Raw genomic sequence first — 16971 nt, 5'->3', positions numbered from 1 at the left:
GTGTGCTCCTGTTTTATGAATACCAGCACACTTTACTAGTTAGAGTTAACTCTAAGTCAACTCACTTCTCCACTTTTATATAAATTAATTTTTTCATCCAATGCTTTCAGGTGCTCATTTTGCTGCATGATATGCTTTACTAGATTTTCTTGATGATTTTCTAGCAGCGCTTGCCGCTCTTTTACTGTTTGAGCTCCTAACTCCCTTAAAGAGGCATATGTCTGAATCTCTTCAAGAGGCATGCCCGTGTCTTTAAGACGTTTAATAAAATTTACCCAATCAATATCTCTATTTGAATAAACCCGATGACCACTAGTATTTCTTTGGACATGTTTGAGTAAACCAATTTTTTCGTAATAACGAAGGGTATAAGCCGACAATTCGACTTTATCCGAAAATTCTCTCATGTTCATGATATCTACCTAGGGCATAACGCCCGCCTAAGGGGCTGGCAACACACTACAACTAAACTCAATCACAACAGCCGAAACCACCGCGGCTCAATGGGACTGGAAACGCTACGCGTTGACAGTCCCTCTTGAGGCGCTTGATACTCATTGAGCCTTCTCCTCCAGCTTAACCAGCAGGCTAAGCTGGAAGGCGACAAATCCAAAAAGGAGAAGACTCAATGAGATTTTATAACCAACAGCACGATTATTACTGCGGCATCGATCTGCATGCGCGCATTCTTTACGTCTGTATCATTGATTCTGCGGGTAACACCGTGGTTCATAAGAAAGTTGACGCCAACCCCGACGCACTCTTAGACATTCTTGCGCCCTTTCAAGACCACATTGTTGTCGGCGTCGAGTGTATGCATTGCTGGTATTGGGTGAGTGACTTTTGTCTCGATTACGCCTTTGACTTTGTGCTCGGCCATGCCTTGTACATGAAAGCCATTCACGGCGGCAAAACCAAAAACGACCGCATTGATTCCTATAAGATTGCTTCTCTTCTCAGGGGCGGTAACTTTCCGCTGGCTTATGTCTATCCAAAAGCGATGAGGGCCACTCGCGATTTGCTTCGCCGCCGAACCAAAATCATGCGTCACGGCGCTGATTTGAAAGCCCATGTCTCCAACACCTTTAGTCAGTACAATCATCCTGCACCTAACCTCCAACTGCGCTATCCCTATGCCAGAGAGGAGGTTCGCAACCGCTTCAACGAACCAGCAATAAACCGCAATCTCGATATCGATTTGAACGTGATTGCCTTCTACACCAAAGAGCTGGCAAGCGTTGAACACTTCATCGAGCAAAATGCCAAACAACATAACCCGCAAGATTACCAACTGCTACAAACCATCCCTGGCATTGGCCGAATTTTGGCACTGACTATCTTGTATGAAATTGTCAACATCCAACGTTTTCCAACTGTCCAACAGTTCGCGTCTTATTCTCGACTGATTAAATTTCTCGACTGATTAAATGCAAAGCCGAATCTGCGGGAAAACAATACGGGACCAATGGAAACAAAATCGGTAACGCACACCTTAAATGGGCGTTCTCTGAAGCGGCGGTGCTTTATCTTCGCGGCAATGAAAAGGCCAGGAAATACCTAAACCGATTACAAAAGCGAATGAGTAAAGCCAAAGCACTCTCTGCACTCGCCCACAAGCTGGGTCGCTGCGTTTACTTCATGTTGAGGAACAAAACCGTGTTTGACGAACACAAGTTCTTACCCGAGTAAGTCGCACAATGGGGTGAGCTGAACGTCGAACTGGTGCTGAGAAGGAGCACGCTGCTGACTGAGTTCATTGGGCATTAAGCCCCAATGGTCTGCTATGCCAATGGTTGTCCAAGCCCCTTTGCTTTGATTAGCCGCCCCATTGTTGCGCACCCAAGCGAACAACAAAATTGCTTACACCCAAACTGAGCCTGAAGATAACTGGAAAACAAACGTTTAGCCTTCTTTTTGAATAGCGCCTGTTTGGGTTAACCGAATAATGTCTAATGGCCCTGTCACATGATTGGCAGGCAGCGGTGAGACCGCAGTAAGAGACCTTCTATATGTGTTTGCCGTAAGCAATGACTTAATGGCGGAAATGACAGAACGAAGTAGACGACTTTGTTGTTCGAGAGCATTGGCTGCTGCGCAGCCAAAAAAATGCTATTGCCTATTGACTGGAGAAGGGCTCATATGTGTTATGTGCGTGCCAAATCTTCTTGTAATTTATTAACTAACTCTAATCTTTGGCTATAGATCTCATGGTATATTTTTTCGGCTTTATCCTTATCTTCAAGGGCATTAGAGTCTGTAAAACGGTTTACTTGTTCTAACTTATGTAAAAAGCTAGAAAGTTCATCAATCAAGTCTTTGTTTTCAGTAAGCAATGCACACTCAGAAAGTAACGCAAAATAGTCGAAAGCAGAATGAACCTCACCACCATCTAAGCTAAAGGACATGATACAACGCGATAGCTTCTTATATGCGTCGTGCTTGTTCTCCCTTAGCCAATTCTGCTTATCCTTTTTAGCATCTTCACGATTTTTATACCTCGCTACAAAGTACGTTGTGAAGCCACTAATTGCCGCCCCCAAACCGATTTTTATAGTAGTATCCAGCAAGGCATACAAACTTGAATCCATAACATGCTCCTAAGCATATAACGCCAGCCATAAACGGCGGCCCGACCGGGACGTCCGGTGGAGGCCACGTCTTTTGTGGCCGTAACGAATTTGATGGCCTTGTTATATGTTGAATTTCTCATTCATGCGCTCGATTAAACTACGGCACTTTTCCGAATCAATGGAAACAGAAGTGCTAACCGGATGGTAGATGCCAAACTGCTGACGGACGGTCTCAGGTGAAATCCCCTCGTTTAAAGCCTTAGCGGTAGCCTTCCACTTTACCTGAAGCCTATGCCTGCAATTACCATCCAAACGGTCTCCCTTATCCCCAACTGCTATCAACCGATATTTAGCAGGGTCTGTTACGACTCCCCACCCAACTGCTCCAAACCCTTTCGCGTATGCAACGACGACGTCACCCGGAATGTACCTTGTCAGGATCTTCTCACCTTGATCACCAGGCGAATTCTCGAAACAAGCCGGAATTTGCCGATTGTCTACCAGGAATGTCCACCAATCTTGGTCAGCTCTGGCAATATTGTGCCAATAGTAGCCGGGCTCCCGAACACTTGACGCAAAACTGACTGGATACAGCGCCTCGTTTGCTCTATCAAACACCACGGAAAATGAGAGTAATTTCTTGCCTTCTATTTCTACCGGGGAATAAGTTATACAGCGGAATGATATTCCTTTGGAGCTCAACCACTCCCCCATAGAGAACAGAGTTGAATCAAAGGATCTCGCCATCAAAATTACACGGGAGTTGCGGTTCAAATCTTCGATCTCGGCATTGTCCCCGACAAATCCGAGGATCACATCCTCGGAAAGCGTGTCCTTTTGTCCAAATTTCTTAACGAAATTCTTTCCTGAATAAGCTGAAAAATCCGCCAGATACTGAAGTGCTTGCGTTTCGACACCAAGATGCCCTTGGTCCCGCTTGAGCTCGATTACTACGCCGTTACCCGCTCGATCCATTGCGAGGATGTCGGCTCTTTTCTTGTTGCGAGTTCGTACTTGGTTGCTCAAAAGCAACAACGGCTCACCAAAAACAGCTTCAGAAAGAATCGGCGGGCCATCATCTTCTCTAGTGATGAGATATTTCTCTATATCGAGCTCACGCGGCATCCACGAAGATTTTACCGATCGTAGTACACCTGACTTCTCATCTACCTCGTAAAGCATCAATTACCCTCTGAGTGGATACATATAACGCTCGGCTAAACGGCGCGAACGCAGTGAGCGTCCGGCGGAGTGAAACGGAGCGAATTTAAGCCGCTTGTTAGCACTTTTCTACCACAACTATTTCAGATGCAGGAACGTCTCGAAAAATTGCAATTCCCGAATTATGTGCATCATTTTCAAAAACCGCGTCTACGATATATGTAACTTCTGCTGGATCAAGTGACTTCCAGGCTACCTGAAGCCCCACCAGATAAGAAGAACCGTATTCAATTAACTCTTCACGACCCACACCGTATCCCGAATTTGAGAGAACCCTCATTAGATACTGCCAATACTCTGACCCGTACTCTGCGTAGTGATCGATTCCCATAAATGACAAATCAGACTTTAGCAACACCGCATATACTGCGGGAGGTTCGCCTCGGTTAAGCTCTTGTTTTTTTACAACACAATCGACTTCTTTCGTATACCAACTCTTATTGCACTTTATCCAATCAATAAGCTTTGCATCTAGATTAGTTTTGTTCGGCAGCTTTAATCCGATTCTAGTCAAGGACTCTTTTTCGGAGTCTAGCATCCTCGTTGCATGCCACATACGAATACCGGTGAAACTAAGGGCCCATTCCATAGCATCATCTTTAGATGGGAATTCTGGAATATCAATTTGACTGAAATCTAGGTACATGAAATTTAATTTGAGACTCAATAGTGCTAACGCCCGCAATCACGCGCTTGTCGCGTGAATTGCTTTGTTAGCTGCTTAGCATATCTGGGTATACGGATACGCCATTACCGTTAAAGCGAAAGTTATTAAGGGTCATAAAACCACTTCCATCGCTGAAAGCATATGACATTGCAAACTTATCCAAAATTGCTTTTAACTCTTCGATTTCGTTTGGCATATTTGGTTGTACTACCCACAAACCAGCTATTTTATACGCTGGGTGTTCAGTCATACTCGTGCAGCAATACTGATACGAACCAAGCTCTTTGAGTAAAGGTTCTAATCCACCAATGCGCCTACCATTACGAGCTAAAGTCGCCTCCATAGCAATAACCATCACCATTTTTGAATAATCAATAGATACATCAGACTTCTTATCCTCAGACTTTTCAAAGCTGACCAAGTATGGTTGGTCAGGGAACTCACTTGGACGCTCATAAATAAGTTGAGACAACATCTTCGGGTGAGTCGTATTAATCACCAGTTTGTCTATATCATTAACCAATACAATGGTTGAAATCATCACACCACTGACGGTGGCTAGCCATTTACGTAAGGAATCTCGACCAGAAAATTGTTTATTCATACCACCTCTGTTGTGATGAGAGCAGCTAACGCCGCCAACATGGGTAGCGCTGGCTGGCGGAAAATTTGTTTCAAATTTTATGACAGCTTGCGCTATCCCCTATGCTTGGCCTTGTTATATTCTTTGTTGTTGAGGTTACTCATATTTCAGCTCACCAAACAAACCGATCATTAAATCATCTTCGAGCATTTCGAATGAAAGCTCAACATATTCATCTTTATGCCTTGGCAGAGCTTTTCCATCGTGTGGTGAATTTTTCGTATGGCCGAGTACTTTGTCACCATTTTCTTTAATATATGGGAGTACGACTATTCTACCATGATTCTTTGAGAGAATTTTTCCTTCTAGCCAAATAGTCCGGCCCGTATCGCTAGATGATGATTCACTAAGTTCCTTTACACACCAACCTACGTTATTCTTGCTTTCGAACCAGAAAACAAAGCCACCTAAAACTACAACTTTCAAACCGCGAGAACTAGCTTCATCCAATATTCTCTTTACACTTGCCAACTGCAATAGCTGGTTTGCCCTTGGCAGGAGCATTGATCTAATGGCCGCTTTGGTTTTACCCCAATGCTCACAACCCGAAAAACCAAACCCCCTAGCTATACGCTCTCTATAAAAATAGGTTGCGGTCTTCTTGGTGTGCTTTGCATACACCCACTTTCCATTCTCTTTCAATAAAGTTGTACCCCACCTTGCAAGCCTAGCTAGCTGTACGTACGGGGTTTCCTTCAATATCTCAATGAGTGCCAATCTTAGGTTTTCGTTATTATCAGGAACTATAACGCTTTTCGGTTCGATAATGTTGGTTTCGGAATTTCTCTTTAATGCCTCGGAAAGCATTAAATGCTCCTCCATAAGCCTTCTTTTTCTAACTGTTACAGCTTTCTCTACTTTTAGAATTAGTGAAGACTTCGAATCACTAGCGCTTCGATCAGACATCAAGTTGCTTATCAAAGAAGCATTTGCCTTCTCTGCAGCTTGAACAGCTTCATCAAGCGTATTATAAAAATCAGCCTTAAAGCTTTCACCTTTTTTTAGATAACGTTTAAACCACCCTAAGCTACCATCCTTTTTAAGTTTGCACTCACACATCAGATACCCGCTCCCCGCCTCAAACCATGGCTCAGGAAATAAAGCAAGTGTAGGCAAACCATATCCAGGTAGTTGTGATTCTTTAATCATCGAGAATATTACCTAATATAAAGTGGCCAGATAGCCGAAAAAATATAACATTGTATTAGTGCGCGCGCTCGATTTTCCCAAACCGTTATACGCGCCTTTTTTCATCTAACTACTTATGATTAAACACATTTTTAACGCTTGAAGCAATCACCTTGACTGCGAAAGTGTGCATGCCGCCTATCCCGGACAAGGCGTTCACACTATCCTCAAAGGATAATTTGTAACCCTCTGATTATATTTCACTAATAATTTCTCTTTCAGCGATAATGTGAATGTGTCTCGAAAAAGTGTGCACACTATTTGGCTTTCCTTACCAATAAACTGTATGAATATACAGTCTTGGGTGGAGGGAAAAGATCATGACCAAAAGTCCTTTTATGGCAAGCCTTCAGCATGAGATTAGGCGACGAGGCTATGCGATCAAAACCGAGAAAAATTACTTGTACTGGGTACGTCGATTTATCCTTTTCCATCATAAGCAGCATCCTACAGAGCTCAGTGATGAAGATGTAAAAACGTTTCTGTCTTATTTGGCGAATGCGCAGCAAGTTTCACCGAACACACAAAAGGTAGCTCTCAATGCACTGGCCTTCCTTTACAACCAGTTTTTAAACCAGCCGCTAGGTAAGATTGCGTTTAGTCCGTCCAAAAAATCGCCGCGAATTCCAATTGTGCTCAGTAAAGAAGAAGTTGCCAGAATTTTTACCTACCTTGGCGCAAGAGATAAGCTGATTTGTGGGCTTATGTACGGCAGTGGCCTACGCATCAATGAGTGCTTGAGGTTACGCATCAAGGATTTGGATTTTAATCATAACGCGATCACTGTTCATAATGGCAAAGGTGGAAAATCACGCACCACCTTGCTGCCTAATCAATTAGCCGGTGAGTTACATACATTATGTGAAAGAGCTGTCGACATTCAGCAAGGCGACAATCAAAAAGGTATCGGACCCTCGATGCCTTACGCGCTAGATAGAAAATATCCCAATGCATACCGCAAGGCAGGATGGATGTTTATTTTTCCCTCTTACAATTATTGCCATCATCCAGTGTCTAATAAGCTCTGCCGACATCATCTGCATGATTCCAATGTACGTAAAGCCTTAAATCGTGCGGTGCTAAAGGCCGGCATCACCCATAAGCACGTTACCTGTCATACGTTTCGCCATAGCTTTGCCACACAGATGCTTTTGGCGGGTTACGATATTCGCACCATTCAAACCTTATTGGGCCATACCGATCTCTCCACCACGCAGATCTATACCCATGTGATTGGGCAACAATTTGCGGGCACAACAAGCCCAATGGATTTGCTTTAACGCCCACGCTACCGCCGTTGGTTAGCGGCGTCCAAAAGGCCTTGCGGGGCGATATGTTGATGGTTAGGTTATCAAACGCTAGGCAGTGTGTTTAGGCAAAGGGGTCTAAAATGTTGGCGCGGTCAGGGTTTGGGAATTTGTGGGGGAATAAACGCAAAAAGCCGCTGAATCATCAGCGGCTTTTCGATATATGGCGGAGAGATAGGGATTTGAACCCTAGAAGGGCTATTAACCCTTGCCGGTTTTCAAGACCGGTGCTTTCAACCACTCAGCCATCTCTCCGGAACGCGGCGTATATTATTGGGTTGGGGTTGGCTTGTAAAGCAAAAAACCATGATTTGGGGTGCGTTTGGTTAGCTTTCAGCCAATAAAAAAGAGGCCAGCGTTTGGCTGACCTCTTTTGGGTGTTTGCTAGGCGGTTTTAGATGTTTTCGACATCAAATTCCACTACCGGGCTCACGTCTGCGTCGTAGTCTACGCCTTCAACACCAAAGCCAAATAGTTTCAAGAACTCGGCTTTGTATTCGTTGTAGTCGGTCAGCTCGGTGAGGTTCTCTGTGGTGATCTGTGGCCACAGGTCGCGACAGTGCTGCTGAATGTCTTCGCGCAGCTCTAGGTCGTCTAAACGCAGGCGACGCTCGCTATCTACCTCTGGCTCGCTGCCATCAGCTTGATACAGGCGCTGAGTAAACATGCGATAGATTTGCTCCATGCAGCCCTCATGCACGCCTTCTTCGCGCATTTTCTTGAACACCATGGCGATATAAAGCGGCATCACCGGGATCGCTGAGCTGGCTTGGGTGACCACGCTTTTCAGTACCGCCACGTTGGCGCTACCGCCTTTGGCGGCAAGTGTTTGGTTTAGCGCGTTGGCGGCACGGTCTAAGTCCATTTTCGCTTTACCTAGCGCGCCTTCCCAGTAGATTGGCCAGGTAAGCTCTGTACCAATGTAGCTGTAAGCGACAGTTTTGCAGCCTTCGGCGAGGACACCGGCGTCATTAAGGGCGTTGATCCAAAGCTCCCAGTCTTCGCCGCCCATCACGGTAACGGTATCTTGGATTTCTTGCTCGGTGGCCGGTTCAACACTGGCTTCGATAAGTTGGTCTTTGTTGGTATCGACGGCGGTTGAGGTGTAGGTCTCACCGATAGGTTTGAGTGACGAGCGCACCAGCTCACCGCTGTCAGGTAGCTTACGCACTGGCGAAGCTAGCGAGTACACCACCATGTCGATTTGACCCAAGTCTTGCTTGATCAAATCAATCGTTTTTTGCTTGGCCTCATGCGAGAAGGCATCGCCGTTCAGGCTTTTTGAATACAGGCCTTCTTGCTTGGCAAATTTGTCGAACGCGGCTGAGTTATACCAACCTGCGGTGCCAGGCTTTTTCTCGGTGCCTGGTTTTTCAAAGAACACGCCAATGGTTGCAGCGCCGCCGCCAAAAGCTGCCGCAATGCGTGAGGACAAGCCATAGCCGCTGGAGGCACCCACAACCAGTACACGCTTAGGCGCATTCGCAATCGAGCCTTGCGCTTTGGTGTAGTCAATTTGCTCTTTTACGTTGGCTTCACAACCAACGGGATGTGTCGTCGTACAGATAAATCCACGAATTTTAGGTTTGATGATCATATTCAACGTCCCTCACAAAATTGAGGCTAAGGATAAATACTAACGCCTGCCTATGCATCCCCTTTTACGGAAAAAGGGCAAAAATACCCAGTGGTTGGAGGTGTTGCAGGCAAGAATAGTGGGCAAGATCTCAGCATTGTGGCCCAATTGTCAGCGCCAATAAAAAAAGCGCCTGCGAGATGCAGACGCTTTTTCGCGCAAGTTATCGACCTTTAAGCCGCTTTGCTTGGATTGGGCTTGGCAATGGCACCGCCTTCTAGCTGGCTGGAGGTAAACCATTCGGCTTTAAAGTCATCCACTTGTACCGCATAAGCACGCAGCGCATCAGCCTCTAGCAGTTTGTCACGCGCTTCGGCAGTAATGAGGTTTTGCTCAACCGCTTGTTGCGAGCGATCCGCCAAGCTGGCTTTGCCATCAATCTGCTTGGCTTTCACCGCTTTGATCAGGGCTTTTTCGGTGTCACGACACGCCCACATCGCAGTAAACGCACGCTCCATCACCGCCACCGGATCGTCGGCTTTATCGCCCACATAGCATAAGTGCGTCCAACGGTCACGCTCTACGCTCGGTGTCATTAACTGCTCGGCAATCTGATTAAGCAGTTTGTCAGAGGGCATTTTGTAGTGCATGCCGAGCGGGAACAAGAGCACCCGTAGGCTGCGGCCCACCCCTTTGGCAGGGAAGTTATTAAAGGCGCCATCAAACGCTTTGGCACACTGGGCTAGGCAATATTGCAGCGCATAGTGCACCATCGGCAGATCTTGGCTCGGGCGGCCTTCATCTTCGTAGCGCTTCAACGTTGCCGACGCCATATAAAGGTGGCTGAGAACATCCCCCAGACGCGCGGATAGCATTTCTCGGCGTTTCAGCTCACCGCCAAGAGACAACATCGCGACATCGGTGGTCACCGCCAGTGCACGACTCATGCGGGTAAGGTGACGATAGTATTTGGCCGTCTCGCCACTCACCGGCGCGCGGTTGGTCAGCGATCCGGTCAGCGCGTTAACCAGCCCCATCACGCTGTTTTTGGTGGCATGGCCAATATGTTTAAACAGCAATTTATCAAACGCTTGGGCACCGGCCTCTTGGTCTGGGTTCGCCGCCGCTTCCATCTCTTTAAGCACGTAAGGATGGCAACGGGTCGCCCCCTGACCAAAGATCATTAGGTTGCGGGTAAGAATGTTCGCGCCTTCCACGGTGATTGCCACCGGAATACCAAAGTAATGATGGCCAATGTAGTTTAGGGGCCCTAACTGAATCGCACGACCCGCGTGTACGTCCATCGAATCATTCAAGATGGTGCGCGCAATTTCGGTCATGTGGTATTTGGAAATCGCGGTGATGATCGCCGGTTTTTCTCCCTGATCAAGCGCGGTGGTAGTCAGGGTGCGAGTCGATTCAATTAAGTAATTCAACCCGCCCATGCGGCCTAGGGCTTCTGCTACCCCTTCAAAGCGGCCAATGTGCATACCAAACTGTTTGCGCACATAACTGTAAGCGCCTGTGGTACGGGTGGCGAGATGCCCTACTGCCGTCCCCAGTGCGGGCAACGAAATCCCGCGCCCCGCTGACAGACACTCCACCAGCATGCGCCAACCGCGGCCAACGTAGTCTTTACCCCCGATAACCCAATCAATCGGAATAAAGACGTCTTCACCCTTGGTGGTGCCGTTCATAAATGCCATGTTGAGCGGATTGTGGCGATCGCCAATTTCAACGCCAGGGTGTTCTGCGGGAACCAGGGCACAGGTGATGCCAAGCTCTTTTTTGTCCCCCAGCAGACCGTCTGGATCGCCCAGTTTAAACGCCAAGCCCACCACGGTCGCCACAGGTGCCAGTGTAATATAACGTTTGTTCCAGCTTAGGCGGATCCCCAGCACTTGTTCACCATTGTGCTCACCCATGCACACCACGCCACGGTCTGGAATACTGCCAGCATCGGAGCCGGCTTCTGGGCCGGTTAAGCCAAAGCACGGCACTTCACGGCCATCGGCCAAGCGTGGCAGCCAATAATCGCGCTGGTCTTGAGTACCATAATGGGTCAGCAGTTCACCCGGCCCTAATGAATTAGGTACCATCACCGTCACCGCGGCACTTAAGCTACGGGTGGCAATGCGCGATACGATGGTAGAGTTGGCCAGCGCCGAGAACGCGAGGCCACCGTATTCTTTGGGAATGATCAGCGAGAAAAAGCGCTCTTTTTTCAGGTAATCCCAGACTTCTTCCGGCAGATCTTTCTGCTCTTGGACAATTTTAAAATCGTCCAACATCGCCAGGAGGGTTTCTAGCTGGTTGTCGATAAACGATTGCTCTTCCGCTGTGAGTGTTGGCTTACCATACTGGTGCAACGTCTTCCAGTTTGGCGATCCGGAAAACAGTTCACCGTCCCACCACACACTGCCGGCTTCCATCGCTTCACGCTCAGTGGCGGACAACGGTGGCAGCACTTTTTTGAAGAAAGTAAACGCTTTATCACTAACCAGTGAACGACGTAATGAAGTTTGAGAGCTCATGATTCAGGTCCTTTTGTTGATCATGGTTGCACTCTTTTTACTGTTATTGTGCGACCAGAACGGGTTTTTACATTGCACCTCACGCACCGTGATACACCTGTCGCTGCGCTGAGTGGTTCAAATAAGCGGGACGCACCGCATCCTCGCTTGATGTGTTTTGATTGCCCTACTCCGCTTGTGACTCCGTCGCGAAGGCGAGCACTTGCCCCTGCTGTGCCATTGCTGCTGGCTTGGCGTTCATCCCTGCTGCTAGATACGGAATTAAGCGGTCAACGATCGCTTCGGTATCGAGGGTGCGACCAAAATCGTTTTCGGCAATATCACGCAACGCTTCGCTAGACGCCATGGTGAAAATCGCCGCCCCGAGGGTGAAGTGTAAATGCCAAAACACCGCCTCAGACGTCAGTGCGGGGCTGGCTTTGCGCACCGCTTGGTTAAACAGCGACAGTACGTGTTCGTAACGGGTGGTGATAAACCAACGTAAATGGCCTTGTACATCGGTATAACCGCGGCCAATCAGCTGCATAAAGGTGGCTGCGCCATGTGGCCGATACGCGTCAAGCGCAAGTACTGGCTGTTTTGCGCATGAGAATACTTGCTCCATCGTGCAATCTGGTCGTACTAAGAGCGCTTGTAGCTGCTCACCGAGCGCTGGCATAAACGCTTCGAGGTAGCGTCCGAGCACCGCCCGCACCAGTGACTTTTTGTCGCCAAAGTGATAGTTCACTGAGGCAAGGTTGACGCCAGCCTTGCTGGTAATCGTGCGTAATGACGTTTCTTTAAACCCGTGCTCGGCGAAGAGCTGCTCCGCGGCATCCAGAATTTTTGCTTTGGTGTCGCCTCGTCCTGCCATTGTTCATTCACCTGTATTAAACGCTTGTTTAACTTTATACCCAGACATGAATTTTAACAAGCCTGAAACACACACGCATCGCATGAGTAACATCACATTATTGAGTGATTTCACCGAGACAGACATCGGGTGGCTTTACACCAGCGTTTGCAGAGTGACCGTATATTGTTTGGTAAATAATGATGACGTTTTGCACGCTTGGCTGACTATGTAACGCGTTGAATAAAAATGGCTAAGCAACCCGCTCAGGCACTGCCCCAGCCATGGCTGCGCTTTTTTTGAACAAAAGTGGGAACCCATTCGCATTTCTGGTAGTCACACCTTGTGCCACTGCTTTTTCTAGAAGACTTTTCTTCTATGCCCACTCGCCACTTGCTTGTGGGCTTTTTTATGCACTTGCTCCCAAGTTTTGACTTTTCTTGTCGCCATTACGCCAATTCATTCTGCCTCGCTGTACAGTGTGCACGCATTTAGTGACAACGGGCTTGATTACGCGATATGGAATCCTTACTCCTCTTGGTGTTTGTCGCCAGTTTGGTGATGCTCATTGGTGGCATTTGTGGCCTCTCGGCCCTATTCAAAGTTAACGCACTCAACCGAGAGCTCTCGGAGGTGCGCCATACCCTTTCCCAGTTACAATCGCAAATGGCCGCGCACGCTGACGCGATGCCGACGTCTACTCATGCCAACCACACGGCTGAAGCTGATACGGAGCCGGCTGAGTCTGGCCGCGATACAGACGCTGCTATGCTATCGAGTGATAGCCACCCATTAACGCAGGAAGCGCTCACCACATCGACCCGGCATGCGCCATCTAACACAGAGCCCAGTGATGCAGAGCCGGTCGCCATCAACGCTGCCCATACTGCCTCTGACGCGCAACCATCAGGCGATAACCGTCATCGTCTCGCTTGGCTTGAACGCGCGAAACAACAGTGGCTGGTTTGGAGTGGCGCCGGTATTTTTACCCTCGGCGGACTTTTCTTAGTTTCCTATCTGATCAGCGAAGGTTATTTTCCTCCTCTGGCCCGTCTTGGCTTGGGAGCGCTGTTTGGCGTCGGCTTAATTATTGGCAGTGAATGGCTGCACGATAAGTTGCGCCGTTATACGCAAATTGATTGGCCGAGCTATGTCCCCGCGGCCATTGCGAGTGCGGGCTTTATCAGCTTGTTTGGCCTGACCTTGATGGCAGCGACGCCCTATCAGTTTATTTCCGAGCCAGTGGCCGTTGTGATGCTGGCGCTGATCTCACTCGCTGCGACCTTCTACGGGCTTAGATTTGGTCCGTTACTGACCGTGGTCGGGCTCATCGGTGCGTATGGCGCGCCATTGTTCTCTACCAGTGCCACCCCCAGCTACGAGTTGCTCGCCTGTTATTTCTTACTCGTCGCTGCCGCCATCACCTATGTGGCTCAGCGCGTCGAGCGCCGATGGCTATGGTATAGCTTGTGGGGGATGCACCTTGCTTGGCTGTTTGCTTTTGCCCATTTTTCGGTGCCATTGCTTATCGTCACCGGGTTTGCTGTCGGCTCGGTCTACGTGCTGATTGCCGTACCCAAATTAGGTTGGTTGCTTAAACCAACATCTGATGCGCCACTGTCTTGGCGTACCCTTGTCGATATTCGAACTTGGCACCATCACGCACTCGACACTTGGCTGATGCTGGCGATTATGTTTATTGCCTCCACCGCAGCGTTTTCTTTACCGCTCACGGTCGGGGTGCCATTGGTGGCCGCGTTGGTGGCATGGCTTTATCTCGCGCCGCTTTTCTCCGCTCGCTGGGATGCGTGGCCGGTGCTGGGCTTAGCTTGGGTCGCTCTCTGGTTATGGTTCGGTGATCTTGCCCGCGACCCGCTTGCCCAACAGGTTGGCTTGGGGATGGGTGTCATTACCCTGCTCTATGGCTTAGCCCTAGGTAAACGGTCACCACAACGTATCCATTTTATCTGGCTAGCGTGCCTGGCCACGCCCTTTATGGTGAGCCTCAACGCAATGGTCACAGGCGCGTTTTGGGGGGGAACGCTTGCGTACGCCTCTAGCGCATCGTTATGGGCAGCTTGCCTCGCCGGTGGTGGCGCGGTGTTAGCGGCCTATACGCGTCATTTTAAAGGTAACGATCAGGCCCATGTTCTGGCACGATTGAGCCTGTGGTGTGGCGTCAATGCCCACCTGGCGCTCGCGTTAACGTTGCTGCTGAGCGATTACGCCCTAACCTTGGCGTTGACCGCGCAAGCCGTGATGATGCTTTGGCTTACCCATCAATACCGGATAGCGCTCGCCAATTGGGTGATCAAAGCACTGATCAGCGTGGTGCTCGCACGCGCGACCTTGTTATTGCTCGCCACCCATCATATGACATCACTGCCAGACACGTTATGGCTTTATCCGTCGCTTGGGCTGTTGATTTATGTTGGTCAGCGCTGGGTACAAAACCACACACTGCCCGCTTGGCTCACTGGCGCGCAACTGCAACTCGCTGCGCTGTGGCTAACCAGTGCATCACTGTGGCTCTGTGATCTTCAAGGACTGACCAGCGTGATGCACTCGGTTTCGGGCGCAGTGGTCATGAGCATGAACTGGTTATTATTGGCGTGTGTGTATCTTTATCGTGCTCGCGCCGCGCAGACGTTCGCGTTTTTGTACCGTATCGGAGGGATCGCCCTCTTAACCTTAAGTACACTCATCCAGTTTGTTCTCTTTTTCGAGCATAATCCTTACATTGAGACGGTCTCGATTGGAGACTCGCCACTTACCAGTTTGCTCTGGCCTTGGTGGGGTGTTCCCTTACTGGCTTGCGTGTGGTTGGCGAAATGGGGGTATCCATCGCTCCCCGTGCCAAAAGCCCGAGTGCAAACAGCGGCCAGCACCTGTGCCGCGGTGTTTGGTTTTTTGCTGGTTAACGGTTTGATCCGTCAGGCTTGGCAAGGCGATACCATTGCCCTGGCACAACTAACCTCACATGCAGAGCTGTATACCTACTCATTAGTATGGTTGGCAATAGGGAGTTTGAGCTTGCTCGGTGGCTACTGGCAGCAATCGGTACGCATGCAGCAGGGCGCAATGGCGGTGTTGGCGCTAGTGATCCTGAAAGTGTTCCTGGTTGATATGGCAAGCTTAGAGGGACTGATGCGAGCATTGTCCTTTATTGGCCTTGGGCTTTGCTTGGTGGCGTTGGGTGGATTGTTCCAATGGCTCAAGCAACGGCAATGGGCCGCCTAGTCCGACGTCGGTGACACGCCAGGCCACCAACCTGTGTTGCAATAGAGTGAGATGGCGGCATAAATTGCCGCCATTTATGAGACAAACATCACACCTGTGTCGCCTATTGAATAAAAATCGCGACTTTTTTTAATTTGTAGGAACTTCTTTAAATTCGCCCAGTCCTAATGGGTGCATCGGTAAGAAATGCCTTATCCCCCTCAGAACGTGAGGGAGCATGATTCATCTTTCTTTCCGACCTGCTGCTGCTTTTTCTACTTACTTTAGAGTTTGTTTGTCTCTACCTTTATTTTTGCCCACCTTGTGTGGGCTTTTTTTATTTTGGGGCCGGGTCGTCCGAAGTCACCTGACCGTCGGCGATCATTTGATACGGTGAGGCATAGCGTAAGTTCAGCCCTAGTTGCGCCAGCGTCTGCGAGGCATCAATCCATTTACCATCGCCAGCACTTGGCTGATACTCAGGCGGTGTCAAACCCATTTCACGCGCTGCCCAGCCGTAGTACACACTTTTCGCTGGGTGTAGTTCCGCGCACAGATGAAAGGTATGACCCCATTGACGCTGATGAATAATCGCACTGATCGCCGCCATCACGTCACTGCGGTGGATCAAGTTTACCGGCTCATTGCCGCCTGATAAGCCTTGTCGACCCGCGAGCATGGTTGAAGGATGACGCGTACCGCCAATCAACCCCGCGAGCCGCATGATTGTTCCTTTCTCTCCATACGTTTCGCGCAGATGCGCTTCGATATGTTCGTGTGCTTTGCCTGACGCCGTGGTGGCGGCGGTCGCAGTGTGCTCGGTCACCTGCCCTTGAAGCTCCCCGTATACAGAGGTGGTGCTGATAAAGAGCACATGCTCAACACCTGCTTGGGCCAGGCGGTCGATAAACGCGCACATGGCATCGCGGTATAAATCAAAATCGGCGTGGCGACGCCCCGCCGCGATATTGATCACCACGATGTCAGCCTCAAGCAATGGGGCAGCCTGATGGTAATCTGGCGACATCACATCAAACGGCACCACGGTGGTCGCCAGCGTCTCGCTCAAAGCTTGCGCCGAGGCTGGCTCACGTTTGGTCCCCACCACGTGGTGTCCAGCGCCAAGTAGGTGTGACGCCAGCGGTTGACCCAACCAACCACATCCACAAATTCCGACTTTCAATCCTGACACACGCGCTCCTTATGATTACGTA

General features: G+C 49.2%; 12 protein-coding genes, 1 tRNA gene and 1 pseudogene. 3 read left to right on the top strand and 11 right to left on the bottom strand.

From position 1 onward, the window contains the following. Window positions 1–56: 56 nt before the first annotated feature. The gene (locus N8M53_RS05120; RefSeq protein ID WP_077663543.1) at window positions 57–413 is read right to left on the bottom strand and encodes a MerR family transcriptional regulator; all 357 of its coding nucleotides are present in this window, start codon (window positions 411–413) and stop codon (window positions 57–59) included. A 215-nt stretch (window positions 414–628) separates the two neighbouring features. Here N8M53_RS05120 and N8M53_RS05115 point away from each other — a divergent pair. Continuing rightward, a pseudogene (locus N8M53_RS05115) lies at window positions 629–1689 on the top strand (IS110 family transposase). A 455-nt stretch (window positions 1690–2144) separates the two neighbouring features. Here N8M53_RS05115 and N8M53_RS05110 read toward each other — a convergent pair. The 5 genes from N8M53_RS05110 to N8M53_RS05090 all read right to left on the bottom strand — a co-directional run bounded on the left by N8M53_RS05110 (window position 2145) and on the right by N8M53_RS05090 (window position 6250). After that, window positions 2145–2588, bottom strand: coding sequence for a hypothetical protein (locus N8M53_RS05110; RefSeq protein ID WP_269579717.1), 444 nt, complete (start codon window positions 2586–2588; stop codon window positions 2145–2147). 102 nt (window positions 2589–2690) lie between these two features. Continuing rightward, window positions 2691–3752 (bottom strand): hypothetical protein, encoded by a 1062-nt coding sequence (locus N8M53_RS05105; protein ID WP_269579716.1) that lies wholly within the window; start codon window positions 3750–3752, stop codon window positions 2691–2693. Window positions 3753–3849: 97 nt separating this feature from the next. Beyond that, window positions 3850–4437, bottom strand: a complete 588-nt coding sequence (locus N8M53_RS05100) for a hypothetical protein (protein ID WP_269579715.1) — start codon at window positions 4435–4437, stop codon at window positions 3850–3852. Window positions 4438–4504: 67 nt separating this feature from the next. Further along, the gene (locus tag N8M53_RS05095; RefSeq protein ID WP_269579714.1) at window positions 4505–5062 is read right to left on the bottom strand and encodes a hypothetical protein; all 558 of its coding nucleotides are present in this window, start codon (window positions 5060–5062) and stop codon (window positions 4505–4507) included. 135 nt (window positions 5063–5197) lie between these two features. Continuing rightward, window positions 5198–6250, bottom strand: a complete 1053-nt coding sequence (locus N8M53_RS05090) for a hypothetical protein (protein ID WP_241836377.1) — start codon at window positions 6248–6250, stop codon at window positions 5198–5200. Window positions 6251–6609: 359 nt separating this feature from the next. Between N8M53_RS05090 and N8M53_RS05085 the strand changes: the two genes are divergently transcribed. Continuing rightward, window positions 6610–7569 (top strand): integron integrase, encoded by a 960-nt coding sequence (locus N8M53_RS05085; protein ID WP_269579713.1) that lies wholly within the window; start codon window positions 6610–6612, stop codon window positions 7567–7569. 191 nt (window positions 7570–7760) lie between these two features. On the opposite strand, the gene N8M53_RS05080 is transcribed toward N8M53_RS05085, so the two are convergent. From N8M53_RS05080 to N8M53_RS05065, 4 genes are all read right to left on the bottom strand, one after another. Then, window positions 7761–7851, bottom strand: a tRNA-Ser gene (locus N8M53_RS05080). Window positions 7852–7990: 139 nt separating this feature from the next. After that, entirely contained in the window at window positions 7991–9193 is a 1203-nt protein-coding gene (gene fabV, locus N8M53_RS05075) for an enoyl-ACP reductase FabV (RefSeq protein ID WP_269579712.1), read from the bottom strand. A gap of 212 nt (window positions 9194–9405) precedes the next feature. Beyond that, window positions 9406–11706, bottom strand: coding sequence for an acyl-CoA dehydrogenase (locus N8M53_RS05070; protein ID WP_269579711.1), 2301 nt, complete (start codon window positions 11704–11706; stop codon window positions 9406–9408). Between the two features lie 166 nt (window positions 11707–11872). Then, complete coding sequence (locus N8M53_RS05065) at window positions 11873–12559, bottom strand: TetR/AcrR family transcriptional regulator (RefSeq protein WP_269579710.1); 687 nt, start codon at window positions 12557–12559, stop codon at window positions 11873–11875. 498 nt (window positions 12560–13057) lie between these two features. On the opposite strand from N8M53_RS05065, the gene N8M53_RS05060 reads away from it, so the two are divergent. Continuing rightward, a complete protein-coding gene (locus tag N8M53_RS05060) occupies window positions 13058–15778 on the top strand; it encodes a DUF2339 domain-containing protein (RefSeq protein WP_269579709.1) in 2721 nt (906 codons plus the stop codon). Between the two features lie 316 nt (window positions 15779–16094). On the opposite strand, the gene N8M53_RS05055 is transcribed toward N8M53_RS05060, so the two are convergent. Next, window positions 16095–16949, bottom strand: coding sequence for an NAD(P)H-binding protein (locus N8M53_RS05055; RefSeq protein ID WP_269579708.1), 855 nt, complete (start codon window positions 16947–16949; stop codon window positions 16095–16097). Window positions 16950–16971: the final 22 nt, after the last annotated feature.

Source organism: Salinivibrio kushneri (genome assembly GCF_027286325.1).
GTDB classification, from domain to species: Bacteria; Pseudomonadota; Gammaproteobacteria; order Enterobacterales; family Vibrionaceae; genus Salinivibrio; species Salinivibrio kushneri_A.
The sequence above is the reverse complement of the archived record's forward strand: the minus strand, read 5'-3'. Positions and strand labels throughout refer to the sequence as shown.

Excerpts from the sequence above, each read along its gene's own strand:
- N8M53_RS05085 (WP_269579713.1), top strand. The coding sequence starts at position 6,610 with ATGACCAAAAGTCCTTTTATGGCAAGCCTTCAGCATGAGATTAGGCGA.
- fabV (WP_269579712.1), bottom strand. The coding sequence starts at position 9,193 with ATGATCATCAAACCTAAAATTCGTGGATTTATCTGTACGACGACACAT.
- N8M53_RS05110 (WP_269579717.1), bottom strand. The coding sequence starts at position 2,588 with ATGGATTCAAGTTTGTATGCCTTGCTGGATACTACTATAAAAATCGGT.
- N8M53_RS05065 (WP_269579710.1), bottom strand. The coding sequence starts at position 12,559 with ATGGCAGGACGAGGCGACACCAAAGCAAAAATTCTGGATGCCGCGGAG.
- N8M53_RS05090 (WP_241836377.1), bottom strand. The coding sequence starts at position 6,250 with ATGATTAAAGAATCACAACTACCTGGATATGGTTTGCCTACACTTGCT.
- N8M53_RS05100 (WP_269579715.1), bottom strand. The coding sequence starts at position 4,437 with ATGTACCTAGATTTCAGTCAAATTGATATTCCAGAATTCCCATCTAAA.
- N8M53_RS05060 (WP_269579709.1), top strand. The coding sequence starts at position 13,058 with ATGGAATCCTTACTCCTCTTGGTGTTTGTCGCCAGTTTGGTGATGCTC.
- N8M53_RS05120 (WP_077663543.1), bottom strand. The coding sequence starts at position 413 with ATGAACATGAGAGAATTTTCGGATAAAGTCGAATTGTCGGCTTATACC.
- N8M53_RS05105 (WP_269579716.1), bottom strand. The coding sequence starts at position 3,752 with ATGCTTTACGAGGTAGATGAGAAGTCAGGTGTACTACGATCGGTAAAA.
- N8M53_RS05070 (WP_269579711.1), bottom strand. The coding sequence starts at position 11,706 with ATGAGCTCTCAAACTTCATTACGTCGTTCACTGGTTAGTGATAAAGCG.
- N8M53_RS05095 (WP_269579714.1), bottom strand. The coding sequence starts at position 5,062 with ATGAATAAACAATTTTCTGGTCGAGATTCCTTACGTAAATGGCTAGCC.